Source organism: Nonomuraea sp. NPDC050556 (genome assembly GCF_044457355.1).
In the GTDB taxonomy this organism is placed as follows: Bacteria; Actinomycetota; Actinomycetes; order Streptosporangiales; family Streptosporangiaceae; genus Nonomuraea.
This window is the reverse complement of sequence record NZ_JBITGU010000001.1, coordinates 2,031,203-2,047,070: the sequence shown is the minus strand read 5'-3', so window position 1 is coordinate 2,047,070 and position 15,868 is coordinate 2,031,203. Positions and strand designations below refer to the sequence as shown.

General features: G+C 69.6%; 20 protein-coding genes. 12 read left to right on the top strand and 8 right to left on the bottom strand.

The features are described 5' to 3' along the window. Both ACIBG8_RS10260 and ACIBG8_RS10255 read left to right on the top strand, forming a co-directional pair. Positions 1 to 897 (top strand): ABC transporter ATP-binding protein, encoded by an 897-nt coding sequence (locus tag ACIBG8_RS10260; protein ID WP_397342324.1) that lies wholly within the window; start codon positions 1 to 3, stop codon positions 895 to 897. Then, the gene (locus tag ACIBG8_RS10255; RefSeq protein ID WP_397343921.1) at positions 897 to 1,676 is read left to right on the top strand and encodes an ABC transporter permease; all 780 of its coding nucleotides are present in this window, start codon (positions 897 to 899) and stop codon (positions 1,674 to 1,676) included. Before ACIBG8_RS10260 ends, ACIBG8_RS10255 begins: the two co-directional genes overlap by 1 nt. On the opposite strand, the gene ACIBG8_RS10250 is transcribed toward ACIBG8_RS10255, so the two are convergent. Both ACIBG8_RS10250 and ACIBG8_RS10245 read right to left on the bottom strand, forming a co-directional pair. Then, the gene (locus ACIBG8_RS10250; RefSeq protein ID WP_397342323.1) at positions 1,644 to 2,120 is read right to left on the bottom strand and encodes a MarR family winged helix-turn-helix transcriptional regulator; all 477 of its coding nucleotides are present in this window, start codon (positions 2,118 to 2,120) and stop codon (positions 1,644 to 1,646) included. The genes ACIBG8_RS10255 and ACIBG8_RS10250 overlap by 33 nt on opposite strands. Before the next feature lie 14 nt (positions 2,121 to 2,134). After that, positions 2,135 to 2,485, bottom strand: coding sequence for a DoxX family protein (locus ACIBG8_RS10245; RefSeq protein ID WP_397342322.1), 351 nt, complete (start codon positions 2,483 to 2,485; stop codon positions 2,135 to 2,137). A 138-nt stretch (positions 2,486 to 2,623) separates the two neighbouring features. Here ACIBG8_RS10245 and thyX (ACIBG8_RS10240) point away from each other — a divergent pair, with 138 nt between their 5' ends. Genes thyX (ACIBG8_RS10240) through ACIBG8_RS10225 form a run of 4 tightly spaced genes read left to right on the top strand, consistent with a single transcriptional unit; the run spans position 2,624 to position 5,416 of the window. Beyond that, complete coding sequence (thyX, locus tag ACIBG8_RS10240) at positions 2,624 to 3,406, top strand: FAD-dependent thymidylate synthase (protein ID WP_397342321.1); 783 nt, start codon at positions 2,624 to 2,626, stop codon at positions 3,404 to 3,406. Between the two features lie 2 nt (positions 3,407 to 3,408). Then, positions 3,409 to 4,119, top strand: coding sequence for an FAD-dependent thymidylate synthase (gene thyX / locus ACIBG8_RS10235; RefSeq protein WP_397342319.1), 711 nt, complete (start codon positions 3,409 to 3,411; stop codon positions 4,117 to 4,119). Between the two features lie 44 nt (positions 4,120 to 4,163). Then, a complete protein-coding gene (locus tag ACIBG8_RS10230; RefSeq protein ID WP_397342318.1) occupies positions 4,164 to 4,625 on the top strand; it encodes a GbsR/MarR family transcriptional regulator in 462 nt (153 codons plus the stop codon). Next, the gene (locus tag ACIBG8_RS10225) at positions 4,622 to 5,416 is read left to right on the top strand and encodes a class I SAM-dependent methyltransferase (RefSeq protein ID WP_397342317.1); all 795 of its coding nucleotides are present in this window, start codon (positions 4,622 to 4,624) and stop codon (positions 5,414 to 5,416) included. Before ACIBG8_RS10230 ends, ACIBG8_RS10225 begins: the two co-directional genes overlap by 4 nt. 1 nt (position 5,417) lies before the next feature. Here the strand turns inward: ACIBG8_RS10225 and ACIBG8_RS10220 are convergent, their stop codons facing one another. Together ACIBG8_RS10220 and ACIBG8_RS10215 are read right to left on the bottom strand one after the other, a co-directional pair. Next, positions 5,418 to 5,726, bottom strand: a complete 309-nt coding sequence (locus ACIBG8_RS10220) for a hypothetical protein (RefSeq protein WP_397342316.1) — start codon at positions 5,724 to 5,726, stop codon at positions 5,418 to 5,420. Positions 5,727 to 5,729: 3 nt separating this feature from the next. Further along, the gene (locus ACIBG8_RS10215) at positions 5,730 to 6,815 is read right to left on the bottom strand and encodes a WD40/YVTN/BNR-like repeat-containing protein (RefSeq protein ID WP_397342314.1); all 1,086 of its coding nucleotides are present in this window, start codon (positions 6,813 to 6,815) and stop codon (positions 5,730 to 5,732) included. A gap of 137 nt (positions 6,816 to 6,952) precedes the next feature. On the opposite strand from ACIBG8_RS10215, the gene ACIBG8_RS10210 reads away from it, so the two are divergent. Continuing rightward, positions 6,953 to 7,744, top strand: coding sequence for a helix-turn-helix domain-containing protein (locus ACIBG8_RS10210; RefSeq protein WP_397342313.1), 792 nt, complete (start codon positions 6,953 to 6,955; stop codon positions 7,742 to 7,744). Positions 7,745 to 7,845: 101 nt separating this feature from the next. On the opposite strand, the gene ACIBG8_RS10205 is transcribed toward ACIBG8_RS10210, so the two are convergent. Beyond that, complete coding sequence (locus tag ACIBG8_RS10205) at positions 7,846 to 8,319, bottom strand: hypothetical protein (protein ID WP_397342312.1); 474 nt, start codon at positions 8,317 to 8,319, stop codon at positions 7,846 to 7,848. A gap of 285 nt (positions 8,320 to 8,604) precedes the next feature. Then, entirely contained in the window at positions 8,605 to 9,714 is a 1,110-nt protein-coding gene (locus tag ACIBG8_RS10200) for a globin domain-containing protein (protein WP_397342311.1), read from the bottom strand. 506 nt (positions 9,715 to 10,220) lie between these two features. Here ACIBG8_RS10200 and ACIBG8_RS10195 point away from each other — a divergent pair. Genes ACIBG8_RS10195 through ACIBG8_RS10185 form a run of 3 tightly spaced genes read left to right on the top strand, consistent with a single transcriptional unit; the run spans position 10,221 to position 12,602 of the window. Continuing rightward, positions 10,221 to 10,907, top strand: a complete 687-nt coding sequence (locus ACIBG8_RS10195; RefSeq protein WP_397342310.1) for a gamma-glutamyl-gamma-aminobutyrate hydrolase family protein — start codon at positions 10,221 to 10,223, stop codon at positions 10,905 to 10,907. Between the two features lie 10 nt (positions 10,908 to 10,917). Then, complete coding sequence (locus ACIBG8_RS10190) at positions 10,918 to 11,826, top strand: alpha/beta hydrolase (protein WP_397342309.1); 909 nt, start codon at positions 10,918 to 10,920, stop codon at positions 11,824 to 11,826. Beyond that, the gene (locus ACIBG8_RS10185) at positions 11,823 to 12,602 is read left to right on the top strand and encodes an enoyl-CoA hydratase/isomerase family protein (protein WP_397342308.1); all 780 of its coding nucleotides are present in this window, start codon (positions 11,823 to 11,825) and stop codon (positions 12,600 to 12,602) included. Before ACIBG8_RS10190 ends, ACIBG8_RS10185 begins: the two co-directional genes overlap by 4 nt. On the opposite strand, the gene ACIBG8_RS10180 is transcribed toward ACIBG8_RS10185, so the two are convergent. Beyond that, positions 12,599 to 13,624, bottom strand: a complete 1,026-nt coding sequence (locus tag ACIBG8_RS10180; RefSeq protein WP_397342307.1) for a saccharopine dehydrogenase NADP-binding domain-containing protein — start codon at positions 13,622 to 13,624, stop codon at positions 12,599 to 12,601. The two genes, ACIBG8_RS10185 and ACIBG8_RS10180, sit on opposite strands and share 4 nt — an antisense overlap. Positions 13,625 to 13,697: 73 nt before the next feature. On the opposite strand from ACIBG8_RS10180, the gene ACIBG8_RS10175 reads away from it, so the two are divergent. Continuing rightward, on the top strand, positions 13,698 to 14,552 hold the full coding sequence (locus ACIBG8_RS10175) for an AraC family transcriptional regulator (protein ID WP_397342306.1): 855 nt from the start codon (positions 13,698 to 13,700) through the stop codon (positions 14,550 to 14,552). On the opposite strand, the gene ACIBG8_RS10170 is transcribed toward ACIBG8_RS10175, so the two are convergent. Continuing rightward, positions 14,507 to 14,857, bottom strand: a complete 351-nt coding sequence (locus tag ACIBG8_RS10170) for a winged helix-turn-helix transcriptional regulator (RefSeq protein ID WP_397342305.1) — start codon at positions 14,855 to 14,857, stop codon at positions 14,507 to 14,509. The two genes, ACIBG8_RS10175 and ACIBG8_RS10170, sit on opposite strands and share 46 nt — an antisense overlap. A gap of 78 nt (positions 14,858 to 14,935) precedes the next feature. On the opposite strand from ACIBG8_RS10170, the gene ACIBG8_RS10165 reads away from it, so the two are divergent. Continuing rightward, entirely contained in the window at positions 14,936 to 15,868 is a 933-nt protein-coding gene (locus ACIBG8_RS10165; protein WP_397342304.1) for an NADP-dependent oxidoreductase, read from the top strand.

Below are 15,868 nucleotides of genomic sequence, written 5' to 3'. Positions count from 1 at the left end.
ATGAGTGCGATCGAGATTCGTGGCCTCTTCAAGTCGTTCGGTCCCGTCCGGGCCGTCGACGACGTGTCGTTCACCGTGGAAGCCGGCACCATCACCGGCTACCTGGGCCCCAACGGCGCAGGCAAGACCACCACCCTGCGCTGCCTGCTCGGCCTCGTGCGGGCCGATCACGGCACCGCGCTGGTCAACGGCAAACGCTACGCCGACCTCGTCCACCCCCTGTCCGAAGTGGGCGCCGTCCTGGAAGCCACCAACTTCCACCCGGGACGCACCGCGCTCAACCACCTCAAGGTCCTCTGCACCGCCGCAGGACTCCCGCCGGAGCGCGCCGCCGAGGCGCTGGAGCAGGTCGGCCTCAACGACGTCATGGACAAGCGGGTCCTCGGCTTCTCCCTCGGCATGCGCCAGCGCCTCGCCCTGGCCACCGCACTGATCGGCCACCCCAAGGTCTTCATCCTCGACGAACCCGCCAACGGCCTCGACCCCGCCGGCATCCAGTGGCTGCGCGGCTTCCTGCGCCACCTCGCCCACGAGATGGGCGCGGCCGTACTGGTCTCCAGCCACGTCTTGTCCGAGGTCGAGCAGACCGTCGACAACGTAGTGATCATCGCCAGGGGCCGCATGATCCGCCAGGGCAGCCTGCGCGAGCTGACCGACGGCGACGGCGACGCTCCCATACGGGTCCGTACGGCGACGCCGGACGTGCTCGCCCCCGCCCTGGAAGCCGCGGGAGGCGTCCTGCTGCCCACCCAGGACGGCCTGCTGCGCGTCAGCGGCCTGCCGGCCGAGCGGATCGGCGAGATCGTCCTGGAGGAGCGCGTCGTGCTCACCGAGCTCGTCCAGGAGCGCTCCGACCTGCAACGCGTCTTCCTGGAGCTCACGGGGGAGGGGTCGTGATGCGGCTCGTGCGCGCGGAACTGCAGAAGCTGTTCACCACCCGCCTGTGGTGGGTCATGATGCTGTCCATGCTCGCCTACGCGGGCCTGTCGCTGGGCGTCTTCATCGCCTTCGCGGGGCAGGCCGGCCAGGGCGGCGGCCCGGCGCTGCCCAGCCGCGACAGCCTCGACTTCCAGCGCGTCATCTGGGGCTCGGGGCTGAGCGGCGCGATCTTCCCGATGATCCTCGGCATCGTCATGATGACCTCGGAGTACCGCTACCAGACGATCACCACGACGTTCCTCACCACGCCCAGGCGCGAGCGGGTGGTCGCGGCCAAGCTCGGCGCAGGGGTGCTGGTCGGGCTGCTGTTCGGGATCGCGGTCATGCTGCTCACGGCGCTCGCGGTGATCCCGGCGGTGCAGCTGTCCGGCGGCTCGTTCGCCTTCACCGACCCCTACGTGCTGCGCGCCACCGGCGCCGTCCCCGCCGCGCTGGCTCTCTACACGCTGTTCGGCATCGGGCTCGGCGCGCTCATCCGCAACCAGATCGGCGCGATCCTGGCCGCCGTCGGCTGGGTGTTCATCGTGGAGGCGCTGCTCACCGCGATCCCGCCGCTGCAGCCGGTCGGCAAGTGGACGCCGGGCGGCGCGGCCAACTCCCTGCTGGCCACGATCGACGTCGGGTTCGGCGCGTCGCGGCTGCTGCCCGCGTGGGCGGGGGCGCTGGTGCTGGCCGGGTACGCGCTGGTGTTCGCCGCCGTCGCGTCAATGACGACGATCAGGCGCGACGTCACCTGAGCGGCCGTCGTCCATGCAGGCGCCCAGCTTCTCGCCGACGGCCTGCATGCTGTCGGCGAGCGCGGCGACCTGCTCGGGCGTGAGGTGGTCGAAGAGGATCTCGCGCAGCGCCCTGGCGTGGTCGGGGGCGATCGCGTCGACCACCTCGCGGCCCGCCTCGGTGATCTCGGCGAAGGTGACCCGGCCGTCGCACTCGTCGGGGCGCAGCCGTACATAACCTCGGTCGACGAGCTTGCTCATGCGGTGGCTCAGCCTGCTGATGGAGACGTTGGACGCCGAGGCCAGCTCGCTGAGCCTCCGTGGCGCCTGGCACAGCGCGTTCAGCAGGCCGTACTCGATGTGGACCAGTCCGTGCGCCTTGAAGGTGCGCTCGAGCCGAGGAATGCCGACCAGCATGAGTGCCAGCAGGCCCTGCCACGCGCGCTGTTCCTCGCAGTCGAGCAAGCGGACCTCCGCCGTCAGAAGCGTCCCACCGCGACGATGACCGTCATCGCCAGCAGTACCAGATTAACCGTCATGGGCTCTTTGCGCCTGCGGTGCACCGCGGCGGCGAGCACCATGGTCACGGCCAGGCCCGCGGCGGCCAGCGGGGTGAGCACCGGCGCGATGCCGGTGGCCCAGGGGAGCACGAGGCCGATCGCGGCGAGCAGCTCGACCACGCCGATGGCGCGCATCTGCCCCTGGCTGAAGTCCTCGACGTACGGCAGGCGCGGCTGCAGCCGGTCCTTGGGCATCGTGGACTTGGCGACGCCCGCGGCAAGGAAGAGGAGGGCGAGCAGGATCTGCAGGACCCAGAGGACGACGTTCATTGCTTGACCCTTCAAGTTGTTGTGGGCCGGAGCGTACCCGCAAAAAGTTGAAGCATCAAGTGATGGCAAGCCAGGTCGCATACGGCTCCGCTACCTGGTTTGCTTGACCCCATCACATCGCCTAGTCGGGGGTCAGCCATGCGCGCAGTCGAACCGGAAGTCTTCCTTGTCGCCCGTCCCGAGCTCGACTACGACGAGCTCGCCGCCTATCTGGGCGAGGTCGGCGGCGAGAGCTGGCTGGAGCGGCTCGATCGCGGCGACCTGGACGCCCAGAACCTCGCCGAGTTCGCCGGACGCCTGTGCTACCGCTCCTTCGAACCCGGGCTCAACCCCAACGTCACCCGCATCCGCGAGGACCAGACCGACTACCTGCGCAACATCCTGTCCAGCGCGCACGGATCCGTCCTGGAGCACCTCAACTTCAGCTTCGTCCTGCACAACGTGAGCCGCGTGCTCACCCACGAGCTGGTACGGCACCGCCCGGGCGTGGCCATCTCCCAGGAGTCGCTGCGCTTCGTACGGCTGGCCGAACTGCCGTTCTGGTTCCCCGACTGGGCGCAGGAGGACGCCGAGCTGATGAAGCGGGCCACCGCCGTGCTGACCCAGCTGGAGGAGTTCCAGGGCTGGATGGCCGGCCACTTCGGGCTGGACGAGGACGGCGTGCCGTTCGCCGAGAAGAAGCACCGCACGTCCTTCATGCGGCGCTTCGCCCCCGAGGGCGTGGCCACCGGCCTGGTGTGGACCGCCAACGTCCGCACCCTCAGGCACACCATCGAGGCGCGCACGGCCGTCGGCGCGGAGGAGGAGATCAGGATGCTCTTCCAGCGCATCGGCGAGCTCATGCGCGCCGAGGCCCCGGCGCTGTTCGGCGACTACGAGGTCGTCGACGGCGCGTGGGTGCCCGGGTGGAGGAAGGTCTGACCATGGACTTTCGCGGTGAGGTCACGGTCGAGTTGGTCAAGCACAGCGCCTCAGACACGGACGTGCTGTGGGCGGCGCGCGTGTCGACGGCGGGCGAGCAGTCGCTGGAGGAGGTCGGCAAGGACCCGGGCCGCTCCCAGGGGCTGATCAACTACCTGATGCGCGACCGGCACGGCAGCCCGTTCGAGCACAACTCAATGACCTTCTTCGTCAGCGCCCCCATCTTCGTCTTCCGCGAATTCCACCGCCATAGAGCCGGATGGTCTTATAACGAGGAAAGCGGGCGATATAGGGAGCTTCAGCCGGTTTTCTACGTTCCGGCCGAGGATCGGAAGCTGGTGCAGGAGGGCAAGCCAGGGCGCTACGTCTTCGTGGACGGGAGTCCCGAGCAGCACAAGCTGGTCGGCGAGGCGATGACGGAGTCCTACCGACAGTCCTACGGCGCCTACCAGGCGATGCTGGAGGCGGGGATCGCGCGTGAGGTGGCGCGGGCCGTACTCCCCGTGGGGTTGTTCTCCTCGATGTACGCCACCTGCAACGCCAGGGCGCTCATGCACTTCCTGTCCCTGCGGACCAAGAACGAGGAGGCCAAGGTGCCCTCGTTCCCGCAGCGGGAGATCGAGATGGTCGCCGAGCGCATGGAGGCGGCCTGGGCGGAGCTCATGCCGCTCACCCACGCGGCGTTCGTCGCCAATGGACGGGTGGCGCCCTGAGACGTACAGTTCGTTAAGTACGTACTTAACGAACTGGGCATCGTATGGATGACAGAGAGCGCGAGTTCGTCGACCGCATGGGCCTGCTCATGGAGCGGCTCGGCGGTCCGCGGACGATGGGACGGTTGTACGGCTGGCTGATGATCTGCGACCCGCCGCACCAGTCGATCACCGGCCTGGCGGCCGCGCTGGAGGTCAGCAAGGCCTCCATCAGCACGACCGCCAGGCTGCTCCAGCAGGCCGAGATGATCGAGCGGGTCCCGTCGGGCAACCGCGAGCACCGCTACCGGATCACCCCGGGCGGCTGGGCGCAGGTGCTGCGCGCCCAGACCTCCGGCGTACGGCTGGGCCTGGAAACGATCGAGCTCGGGCTGTCGGCCGTCGGGGAGGACCGGGCGGAGCAGCGGGCCAGGCTCGAAGAAACCCACGCGTTCTTCGCCTTCGTCGCCTCCGACGCGGAAGCGCTCATCCAGCGATGGGAGGACTACCGCAGGAGCGGCTCATGAAGATCGTCGTGACCGGTCTCACCGACGACGTCTCCTGGACGTTGTTCGGCACCCTCTACCTGCGCGCCTGGGAGAGCCGCTCCGAGCGGTCCATCCTGCGCGACCACTACGCCGCCGAGGCGGTCGAGAAGCTCGACTACGACTTCGCCGCGGTGCACAGGAGGGTCCGGCCGTCCAGCAACCAGTACCTGGTGGCGCTGCGTGCCACCCGGTTCGACGAGTGGGCGCGCGCCTTCCTCGAGGGCCATCCCGCCGCGACCGTGCTGCACCTGGGGTGCGGGCTCGACAGCCGGGCGCTGCGGCTGGAGCCGCCGCCCGGAGTGCGGTGGTACGACGTGGACATGCCCGAGGTCATCGCGCTGCGCGCCCAGCTCTACCCGGCTTCTGGCGACTACCACCTCATCGGTACGTCGGTGACGGATCAGGACTGGCTCGATCAGATCCCCGCAGACCGTCCCGTGCTCGTGGTCGCCGAGGGGCTGCTGCCGTACCTGCCGGAAGCAGAGGTCATGGCGCTGCTGCGGCGGCTGACCGAGCGCTTCCCGTCCGGAGAGATGATCTTCGACGTCTCCGCCCCCTGGCTGGCCCGGCTGATCAAGGTGTTCCGGTGGGGCGTGCGGGACGGGCGCGTGTTCGAACAGTGGAACCCGCGGCTGACCTGCGTGGACCAGGTGTCGTTCGGCGCCGGGTACGCCAAGCTGCCCGCCGGGTTCTACCGGCGGCTCTACCAGCTCGGCGACGCGATCCCCGTCTGGCGGAACATGTTCAGGATCTACCGCCTGCGCTGGTAGGTCAGGCGAGCGCGGGCAGGACGTAGACCTCGGCGCCCGGGGGGAGGGCGCAGTCGAGGCCGCCGATGCCGCGCGCGTTCTCCCCGCAGACGAACATGCTGATGTGCCGCCGGATCCGGCCGTAGTCGTCGCGCAACCGCCCCTCCAGCGACGGGTGCGTACGCCGGAGCGTGTCGAGCGCCGAGCCCAGGGTGGGCGGGGTGTCCTGGTCCGCGCCGACGGCGAAGACCTTGACCTCCGTCTGCCCGCTCACCCAGTGGCGCAAGGTGCTCGGCAGGACGAACACGACCATCGTGACGGACTTCGCCATGGGTCAGCTGTCCATCGTGGCCGCGCGCACGGTCAGCACGTCCGGGAGGTGCCGCGCCACCTCCACCCACGTCTCGCCGTCGTCCTGCGAGCCGTACACAGAACCGTCTCTCGTGCCGAAGAACAGGCCCGCCTCCGAGGCGGTCATCGCGTCGCGCAGGACGCTGCCGTGGACGGGCGGCTCGGGCAGGCCGTCGCCGAGCGGCTGCCACGTCGCCCCGGCGTCGGTGCTGCGGAAGACGCGGTAGCGGTGCTCGACCGGAGTGCGGTCTATGTCGGCGTTGAGCGGCAGCACGTAGATCGTGTTCGGCTGGCGGGGGTGCACGACGATCGCGAAGCCGAAGTCGGACGGCAGCGAGGAGCCGATGTCGGTCCAGGTGCCGCCGAAGTCGTCGCTCCGGTAGACGCCGAAGTGGTGCTGCAGGAACAGGCGGGACGGCGCGGACGGGTGCAGGCCCACCTTGTGCACACACTGCCCGAACTCGGGGTATTGCTGCCCCTCCGGCATGAACGGCACACGGATGCCCTGGTTGGCGGCCTGCCAGGTGGCGCCGCCGTCGGTGGTGCGGTAGAAGCCGCCGCTGGAGACGGCCACGCCCATGATCTTGGGGTCGGTGGGGTGCGGCAGGATCGTGTGCAGGCACAGCCCGCCGCCGCCCGGCTGCCACTGCGCCCGGTGCGGATGCTCCCAGAGCCCTTCGACCAGCGCGTAGGTGACGCCGCCGTCTTCTGAGCGGAACAGCGCGCCGGGCTCGACGCCGGCCCAGACCACGCCGGGCTCGGAGGGCGAGGGCGTCAGCTGCCAGACCCGCTCCAGGGTGGCGCCGGTGCCCTCGGGGAAGGCGATGGGCGCTTTGTCGGCTTCCTGCCAGGATGCGCCGAGGTCGTCGGAGTACATGACCGAGGGGCCGAAGTGCCCGTACTCGATCCCGGCGAGGAGGCGGGGCGTGGCGCCGCGGGTGTCGATGGCGACCGAGGGGACGCCGACGGTGGAGAACTGGATCGGCTCGACCGTGAAGGGGCCGCCTCCGCTCGAGCGGGCGAGGAACAGGCCCTTGCGGGTGCCGATCGCGAGCAACGCGTCACTCATGTCTAGCTCCCTTCCTTGCGGGTCATGGTGTCACGCCGTACCGACAATCTCTGGGGAGTGCTGGATTTGGGCTGGACGTTGTCCCACTACCTGTCAGGTAATCGTGAGCCTTCCCTTTTGTCGGTAACGTGCCGGTTATGGGAGCGCTAGCCGTACAAGAAGAGACCTTCGGTGACCTGCTGCGATCGTGGCGGCAACGGCGCCGGGTCAGCCAGCTCGACCTGGCGATCGAGGCCGACGTGTCATCCCGTCATATCAGTTTTCTGGAGACGGGGCGGGCGCGGCCGAGCCGGGAGATGGTCATGAAACTGGCCGAGGAGCTGGAGATCCCGTTGCGGCATCAGAACCGGCTGCTGGTGGCCGCTGGGTTCGCGCCGGTGTTCCGCGAGCGTGAGGTGCGGGCGCCGGAGATGGAGGTGGTACGGCAGGCGCTCGACAAGATCCTCGCCGGGCATGAGCCGTATCCGGCACTGGTCGTCGACCGGACGTGGAACCTGGTGGCGGCGAACTCGGCTGCGGCGATGTTCATGGAGGGGGTTCCGGCCGAGCTGCTGAAGGAGCCTGTCAACGTGATGCGGCTGTCGTTGCATCCGCAGGCCATGGGTGGGCGGCTGGTGAACCTGGCTGAGGTGCGGGCGCATCTGCTGCACCGGTTGCGGCGGCAGGCGGAGATGTCGGGGGACGGGGAGCTCACGGAGTTGCACGATGAGCTGGCGTCCTATGTGTACGAGGGCGTGGAGCTGAACGTCGCGCACGTGCCTGGGCCCGCGGACATCTTGCTGCCTTTGCGGATCCGGGCCGGGGATCGGGTGCTGTCGATGTTCACGACGATCGCCACGTTCGGGACGCCGGTGGATGTGACGGTGTCGGAGCTCGCCATCGAGACCTTCTGGCCCAACGACGACGAAACCGCCGCGGCCTTTCACTAGCGGTCCTGGTCCCCCTGTGGCTTCTTGGGGCGCCGCGCGGTGAGAAGGGTGTTGGGGTCGTTCGATCCTCGACACCCTTCGTCGACTTGGTGCTTACCCGTCTAGAGCTTGCACTGGGCGGAGGCCGGACGTGGCTTGAAGGTCGGCCTGGTGTACTCGATGCACGCGTCCCGCCTGTGGTTGACGTCGTAGACCAGCACCATGATGTGGCGGACGCCGCCGACGATCGAGCTGGCGTTCAGGCTGATGTCCGACTGCTGGAACCAGTTGGAGGTGTACTGGTTGCAGTCGTCACGGCCGCCCGAGGTGATCCGTGAGCCGTCCGCCTTCAGCGCCACGAACGACACGCTGGCGCATTCGCCGTTCTTGAGATACATGTACCAGTCCACCAGGACGGAGCGGTTGTACCAGGTGAACGCCCCCTGGGCGCCGGAGTGCCATTCGTCCGCGCCGTCGCTGATGGTGACCCGGAAGTGGGTGGTCGGATAGTCGGCCGCCTGGCTGGGCGTCGCGGCGCCGGTCAGGGCCATGGTGAGGGCGCCCAGCACCGCGGCCGTGCGGGAACGAAGGTTCATCGCGGATCCTCTCGCGTGGTGAAGGTCGGGGAGAGGATCGTGCGCCACGGTTGCGCGGCGGTTGCGAGGTGGGCGGTGCCACCGCCCACCTCGCCGGGCGAGCCGTCCGATGACCCCGCCGTCCTGATCGATGCCCGATGCGGGTATGACGGGCCGCTCACCGCTGGCGAGTGGTTTGCAGGGCTCCGCAGACGCCGTAGGTCCTGATGCCGCGAGCCTGTGTGGACGGTCACTGCCAGAGGTGGCCGGCCTCAGCGGGACCAAGGGCGAGGAGTGTTGAGGGGGTCAGCGTTCTATGTCGCGGTGGATGCGGGACAGCGGGACTCCGCTGATCTGCAGGCGGCGGACCGTCTCGTTGACCATCGACGGAGGCCCGCACACGTAGACCTCGTGTTCGGCCCACGAGTGGAACCGTTCCACCACCTCCGGCAGATATCCTCGCATCCCGTCATACGACGGTTGCTCGGATACCACCGGCAGCACGCGCAACCACGGGAACGACGACTCCATCCTGATCAGGTCGGGTAAGTCGTACAGTTCGGCCGCGGTTCGTGCGCCGTACAAGAGGTGGATGTTCGGGCGCCTGCCCGAGTCGATGATGTGCTGCACGATCGCCTTCAGGGGCGCCAGCCCGGTTCCTCCGGCGACGCACAGCACGTCCCTGCTGCTGCGGTCCTCCGGCACCATCGTCCCCACCGGTGGTCCCAGCATGATCGTGTCGCCTATGCGGGTGTGGCGGAGGAGAGTCGTGGAGACCCAACCCCCGGGGACCCCGCGGACGTGCAGGCGGAGGGTGTTGTCCGGGCGCGGGGCGTTGGCGATCGAGAAGGTGCGCCACACCCGAGGCCACCGCGCGGTCTGCACGTTGATGTACTGGCCTGCGGTGTACGGCAGGCGCTGGGTTGGTTTGAGGGTGATGACGGCGATGTCCTCGGTGCGCCGCTCATGGTCGATGATCTCCGCCAGCCACCACGCGGGCGAGACCCCCGCGTCGGACTCGGCCGCCTCGATCATGAGGTTGGCGGCAGCGGTGTAGGCGGCCACCCACGCCGCCTCGATCTCGTTGTTCCAGATGTCGTGCGCGAAACGTTTGATGGTGGCCAGCAGGGCGTTCCCCACCGCGGTGTAGTGCTCGGCGACGACGCCGTACTTGCGGTGGTCCCGGCCCAGCTGGCCCAGATAGGAGGCCAGGCTGTCCGGGCTGTCCAGGCTCCAGACGATGCGGGTCAGCGCGCTGAACAAGCGGTCGCGCTGCACGTCCATGGATGGCGGGAACATCCCCCTCAGATGCGGACTCTCGGCGAACAGCCTGCCGTAGAAGTACGCGGCGGCCTTGTCGGCCACCGGTTCCACGACGGAGAAGCTCTCCTTGACCAGGCGCGGATTCAACGACATATACCTTTAACCCCACCTATTGACCGGAATGTAATTCCGGTCGTGTCGCTCCACCTCCCTGACGGCTCCGGGTGATGAACGGTCGGCGGGCCCCGGCACATCCGATCGCTCGAAATTGAGTGTTACACCACCACTCGGGTGTCACAACCGTTTCACCCCAATACGGTGCGAACCACAACTATCCGTAACGGTAACGTTATTTTCCGCATTCGGCGGGAGGCAATTACGGACAGTAAAAGTGAATATGAATCGCATTTGGATTAGCGGCGAAACTGGCGCTGTTATGGCCGGGTCACAGTGGGCCTGGAGTGGCGCGATGGGCGAGCGGGCCTCGTGTGGCCCATGCTCCGCCGTACCTCTCAAAACGTGCCAAACGGGGCAGAGGGGGGTGGTGGGAAATCAGTGAAGTGACAACACTGATACGCCGGATGGGCGGCATAACCGAAAAGCTCTGCGCCATGATGGGGGTGGCTGCCGCCAGCGAGTCGCATTCCCCTGGAGACCGCATGTCCCGACCCTTGATCGGCATCACCGCCTACTTCGAAGCCGCCCGATGGGGCGCCTGGGTGCGGGAGGCCGTGCTGTCACCCCCGTCATACGCCAAGGCGGTGGAACGGGCGGGCGGCGCCCCCGTGGTGCTGCCGCCGCTGTCCCTGCACGGCGTCGACGACTACGTGCGCGGGCTCGGCGGCCTGGTGCTGGCCGGTGGCGTGGAGCTCGACCCGGCCACCTACGGCGGCGACCCGGACGACCGCGTGGAGGAGCCCCAGCCCTACCGCGACCGCTTCGAACTGGCCCTGGCCCGCGCGGCCGTTCAGGCCGACGTGCCGATCCTGGCCGTCGACCGCGGCATGCACGTGCTCAACGTCGCCCAGGGCGGCACGCTGATCCCGTGGCTGCCCGAGGTCGTCGACCACGACAGGCACCACGAGGCCGGCCGTCCGCACAAGATCCAGGTGAGCGTGTCCAGCAAGCTCGGCAAGGCCGTCGGCGACACCCTCGAGGTCACCTGCCCGCACCACCAGTCGGTCAAGCGCCTGGGCAGCGGGCTGCTGGCGGTCGCCTGGGCCGACGACCAGATCGTCGAGGGCATCGAGCTGCAGGGCCACCGGTTCGGCGTCGGCGTGCAGTGGCACCCCGAGCGCGGCGACGACCTCACGTTGGTTGAGGCGCTCGTCGAGGCCGCACGATAGATTCCGGATCATGCCGTTGCACCCGCAGGCCGAGGCCTACGTCGCCCAGTATCCGTCGGATCTGGGCGTCGACCCGGCCACCCTCGACCTCGCCGCCATCCAGGAGATGCGCGCCCAGGACGGCTTCGCCACCCAGCGCGGGCCGCTGACCCGCCTGCCGTTCGTCCGTGACGAGAGCGCGGACGGCGTGCCGATCCGCATCTACCGCGCCGACCGCGGCGACGACCCCCTGCCCGTCCTGGTCTACTTCCACGGCGGCGGCTTCGTCTTCGGCAGCGTCAGGCGCAACGACGCCTTCGGCCGCGACCTGGCCCTGCGCACCGGCGCCGTCGTGGTGTCGGCCGAGTACCGGCTCGCTCCCGAGCACGCCTTCCCAGCGGCGGCCGAGGACGCCTGGTCGGTGGTGCGCGACGTGTTCGCCAGGCCCGCCTTCTACCAGAGCAACGGCCGCGTGGCCGTCATGGGCGACAGCGCGGGCGGCAACCTGGCCGCCGTGGCCGCCTGGCAGGCCCGCGACGCCGGGCTCACGCTGGCCCACCAGGTGCTGCTCTACCCGGTGCTCGACGCGGCCATGGACACGCCCAGCTACAGGACGTACGCCAAGGGCTTCGGGCTGGACGCCGCCGAGATGGCCTGGTTCCTGCGTCAGTACGGCGGCGACCCGCTCGACCCGCGCCTGTCGCCGCTGCGGCTGGCCTCCTGCTCGGGGCTGGCGCCCGCGACCGTGGTGACGGCCGAGTGCGACGTCCTGTGCGACGAGGGCGAGCGGTACGGCTCCCGCCTGGCGGCTGCGGGTGTGCCGGTGGTCACCCGCAGGTTCGGCGGTGCCGTACACGGGTTCGCCGGGCTGCCCGGCCTCTTCGACCAGGCCGCCGAGGCGCGCGAGCTGGTCGCGGCCAGGCTGCGGGAGGCGTGGTGAAGCACTACGAGAAGCTCAGGACCGACTGGGCGGCCGACGGCGTGCTGCGCGTCACCATCAGCGAGCCGCGCAGGCTGAACGCCGTCGACATGACGGGGCACCGGGAGCTCTCGGAGATCTGGCGGGACGTGGACGCCGACGACGACGTGCGCGCGGTGGTGATCAGGGGTGAGGGCGAGGCGTTCTCGGCGGGCGGCGACCTGTCGATGATCGAGGAGATGATGCGCGACCACGCCACCAGGCTGCGCGTCTTCACCGAGGCCCGCGACATCGTCTACAACGTGCTCAACTGCTCCAAACCCATCGTCTCGGCGATCCAGGGGCCCGCGGTCGGGGCCGGGCTGGCCGTGGCGCTCCTGGCTGACATTTCCGTCGCCGGTCGTACGGCCCGCATCATCGACGGTCACACGCGCCTGGGAGTGGCGGCGGGCGATCACGCGGCGATCGTGTGGCCGCTGCTGTGCGGGCTGGCCAAGGCGAAGTACCACCTGCTGCTGTGCGAGCCGGTCTCCGGCGAGGAGGCCGAGCGCATGGGCCTGGTGAGCCTCTGCGTGGACGACGACCAGGTGCACAATAAAGCCCTAGAAATCGCCATAAAGCTGGCGGCGGGGTCGCAGGAGGCGATCCGGCTCACCAAGTACTCGCTGAACAACTGGCTGCGGATGGCGGGCCCGACGTTCGACGCCTCCCTGGCCATGGAGTTCCTCAGCTTCAGCGGCCCCGACGTCCAGGAAGGCGTGCGGGCGCTCCGCGAGAAGCGCCCGCCGTCGTTCTAGCCCGGTTGAATGCTCCAGGCGCAGCCGTGCGGGGCCAGGGAGTTCAGGAACGCGGCCGGATCAACGGCCTGCGCGGGCGTCAGCACACCGGCTGGAGAGGCTCCGGCGGCCAGGTGGAGCGCACCCGCGACGGCGATCACGGCGGTCGTGCCATAGGTGTCCTGCCCTTCGGCGATGCCCCTGGCTGCGCGCCCGTCCCGCGCGACGGCGTCGATCAGGACGGTCCAGCGCTGGGCGGCGCGCGTCTCGTCGTCCGGGCCCTCGGGCAGCGTGTCGACGACCTCGGCGGGGATCGGCGTGGCGAACACCGCGGCCAGCTCCGCCTCCGCGACGCCGTACACGCTGGCGACCCGCACGTGCCGGGGGGCGAAGACGACCTCCTGCAGCGGGAATCTGATCACCTCGGTAGGCGTGGACCGGCCCGGCAGGGTCAGGGGCGCGGCAGCGGTCATGGGACCGTCGTGCCAGCGGCCGCCGTCGTATCCCAGCCCGCCCCCCTCGACCGTGCCCTGCACGGAGGCCAGGGTGCGAAGGGAGCCGCGCGACATCGCGAAGCCGGCGAACCGGTGCAGCGCGGTGAGGCTCTCCAGCGGTCCGAGCCGCTCGGCCAGGAGCGCGGCCAGCAGGTCGCCAGGCACGCCGCTGTCGGTCATCGCGGGCACGACGCTCACTCCCACGCGTTCCGCTCGCGCGCCGAAGGTCTGGTGAACCTCGTGCAGGTAGGCCTGCTCACCGGACGTGTCGACGTAGTGGCATCCGGCCGCGAGCGCGGCCGCGATGACCTTGCCGCCCGACGGCGTGAACGGTCCAGCGCAGTTGACGACGACCTGCGCGCCGTGGAAAGCGGCGACCAGGGCCCGGTGGTCGTCGACGTCGGCCACCACGGTTTCCGCCCCGGCCGCGGCGTGCTTGAGCCGCTCACTGTCCCGCCCCGCCAGCACTGGCTCGACTCCTCGACGCACCAGCTCGGCCAGCATCAACCTGCCTTGGAAGCCATTGGCTCCGTACACCACGATTCTCATGAGTTCACGGTAAAAGGCGGCAATGAACGGGCCAATGATTCAGAAACGCGCTTTCATACGTGAAACTGACTCCATGGACGTGCTCAGCGACGTGATCGCCGCCATGCGGATCGGGCGCCCCCACTCCTCGCTCACCCACCGGGAGGGGCCCTGGCGTCAGGAATTCCCCGAGACGCAGGCCAGCGGGTTCCACATCGTGCTGTCCGGTACCTGCCAGGTCATCCCGGCGGGGCAGGAGCCGATCACCATGAGCGTCGGCGACGTGGCCTTCCTGCCCCGCGGTCTCGCGCACGAGATCGCCGCGGACGGTGTGCTGCTGTGCGGCGCCTACCAGCTGGACCGCAGCAGGTCGCATCCGCTGCTGGAGGAGTTGCCCGAGGTCATCCGGCTGCCCGCCCGCCTGGGGCAGCACCCGTCGCTGCGGGCGACCGTCGACCTGCTGGCAGCCGAACTCCACGAGGCGCTGCCCGGAAGCAGCAGCACCGTCCCCGCCCTGCTCGACGTCCTCCTGCTGCTCATCCTGCGTACCTGGCTGGACGACCACGCCCGCCACCGTCCCGCCACCGGATGGGCGGCCGCGCTGGCCGACCCGGCCCTCGCCCGCGCGCTGAGCGCCATGCACGGAGATCCGGCCAGGGCCTGGACGATCCACGACCTGGCCGCCGAGGCGAACCTGTCCAAGGCGACCCTCGCCCGCCGCTTCACCGCCCTCGTCGGCCGCCCGCCGCTGGCCTACCTGACCTGGTGGCGGCTGACGGTCGCGACCAGGGTGCTGCGCGACTCGGACGCCCCGCTGAGCACGGTGGCCGGGCAGGTCGGCTACAGCTCCGAGTACGCGTTCGCCAATGCCTTCAAACGCCAGCACGGCATCGCCCCCGGCCGCTACCGCAAGGCGTCGAACGTGTCCTGGGACTCCAGGACCGCGTAACCATGCTCCTCGGCCCAGGCGGTGAGGGACGTGATCGGGCCGATCAGGCCTTCCCCCAGCGGCGTCAGCGCGTAGAGCCGCGGCTCGCGCACGATGAGGCCGTGCCGTTCCAGCCTGCGCAGCGTCTGGGTCAGGACCTTGCGTGAGATCCCACCGATGAGGTCGACCAGCTCGCCATGGCGTCTCGGGCCCCGGCTGAGCGCGTAGACGACGACCACGGCCCATTTGTCGGCGATGACCTCCACGGCAAGGCGTGCCGGGCAGTCGGCGAGCAGGACGTCGCCAGGCTTCGAGAAGTCGCTCACGGCTCCCAAGGTACCCGGCGGTACCTCGGCGCTTCCTAGCCTCATTTCCGGGAGGTTGTCTACCGCGAGGAGAGAGCAATGCGCGTCATCGTCCAGAAGGATTTCGGCGGGCCGGCCGTACTCGAGCTGACCGACGGGCCCGTGCCGAGCCCACTGCCGTCCGAGGTGCTGGTCAGGGTGCGCGCCACCGGCGTCCACTCCTTCGAGTCCGCCGTGCGGTCGGGGGCGTTCCCCCTGCTCGGCGACCCCCCGTTCACCCTCGGCTGGGACTTCTCCGGTGTGGTGGAGCACGTCGTGCCCGGGGTGACGCGGTTCAAGGAGGGGGACGAGGTGTACGGCATGCCGTTCTTTCCCCGGCAGGCAGCCGCCTACGCCGAGTACCTCGTGGCGCCGTCGCGGCAGATCGCGCTCAAACCGCGGTCGCTGTCGCATCTGCAGGCTGCGGCCATGCCGCTGGCGGCGCTGACCGCGTGGCAGGGGCTCGTGGACGGCGCGGGAGTCACGGCGGGGCAGCGGGTGCTCGTGCACGCCGCGGGCGGAGGGGTCGGGCACTTCGCCGTCCAGATCGCCAAGGCGCTGGGTGCCCATGTGGTGGCCACGTGCGGGACGGACAAGCAGGAGTTCGTCAGAGGGCTCGGGGCCGACGAGGTCATCGACTACTCGAAGACCGACTTCGCGCGGAGCGTCCGGGAGATCGACGTGGTCTTCGAGGCCGTCGGCGGCGACTACGCCGACCGGTCGCTGCGCACGCTGCGCGACGGCGGGCTGCTGGTCACCATCGTGGAGCGGGCGGACGCGGCCCTCGCCGCGCGCGCCGAGGCCGCCGGACGTCGCTTCATGGGCGTCACGGTGGAGCCCGATCACGTGGCCCTCGAGCGCCTCGCCGAGCTGGCCGACTCCGGCCTGCTGCGTCCGCACGTCGAGCACGTCTTCCCCTTGGAGAAGGCCGCCGAAGCCCAGGCACTGGCCTCGCTCGGCCACACCAAGGGCCGCATCGTCCTGTCCCTCTGA

Coding starts and splice junctions, on each gene's coding strand:
- thyX (WP_397342321.1), top strand. CDS start 2,624: ATGCGCGCAGTCGAACCGGAAGTCTTCCTTGTCGCCCGTCCCGAGCTC.
- ACIBG8_RS10260 (WP_397342324.1), top strand. CDS start 1: ATGAGTGCGATCGAGATTCGTGGCCTCTTCAAGTCGTTCGGTCCCGTC.
- ACIBG8_RS10245 (WP_397342322.1), bottom strand. CDS start 2,485: ATGAACGTCGTCCTCTGGGTCCTGCAGATCCTGCTCGCCCTCCTCTTC.
- ACIBG8_RS10195 (WP_397342310.1), top strand. CDS start 10,221: ATGTCCCGACCCTTGATCGGCATCACCGCCTACTTCGAAGCCGCCCGA.
- ACIBG8_RS10165 (WP_397342304.1), top strand. CDS start 14,936: ATGCGCGTCATCGTCCAGAAGGATTTCGGCGGGCCGGCCGTACTCGAG.
- ACIBG8_RS10190 (WP_397342309.1), top strand. CDS start 10,918: ATGCCGTTGCACCCGCAGGCCGAGGCCTACGTCGCCCAGTATCCGTCG.
- ACIBG8_RS10205 (WP_397342312.1), bottom strand. CDS start 8,319: ATGAACCTTCGTTCCCGCACGGCCGCGGTGCTGGGCGCCCTCACCATG.
- ACIBG8_RS10255 (WP_397343921.1), top strand. CDS start 897: ATGCGGCTCGTGCGCGCGGAACTGCAGAAGCTGTTCACCACCCGCCTG.
- ACIBG8_RS10175 (WP_397342306.1), top strand. CDS start 13,698: ATGGACGTGCTCAGCGACGTGATCGCCGCCATGCGGATCGGGCGCCCC.
- ACIBG8_RS10225 (WP_397342317.1), top strand. CDS start 4,622: ATGAAGATCGTCGTGACCGGTCTCACCGACGACGTCTCCTGGACGTTG.
- ACIBG8_RS10215 (WP_397342314.1), bottom strand. CDS start 6,815: ATGAGTGACGCGTTGCTCGCGATCGGCACCCGCAAGGGCCTGTTCCTC.
- ACIBG8_RS10230 (WP_397342318.1), top strand. CDS start 4,164: ATGGATGACAGAGAGCGCGAGTTCGTCGACCGCATGGGCCTGCTCATG.
- ACIBG8_RS10210 (WP_397342313.1), top strand. CDS start 6,953: ATGGGAGCGCTAGCCGTACAAGAAGAGACCTTCGGTGACCTGCTGCGA.
- ACIBG8_RS10180 (WP_397342307.1), bottom strand. CDS start 13,624: ATGAGAATCGTGGTGTACGGAGCCAATGGCTTCCAAGGCAGGTTGATG.
- ACIBG8_RS10200 (WP_397342311.1), bottom strand. CDS start 9,714: ATGTCGTTGAATCCGCGCCTGGTCAAGGAGAGCTTCTCCGTCGTGGAA.
- ACIBG8_RS10220 (WP_397342316.1), bottom strand. CDS start 5,726: ATGGCGAAGTCCGTCACGATGGTCGTGTTCGTCCTGCCGAGCACCTTG.
- thyX (WP_397342319.1), top strand. CDS start 3,409: ATGGACTTTCGCGGTGAGGTCACGGTCGAGTTGGTCAAGCACAGCGCC.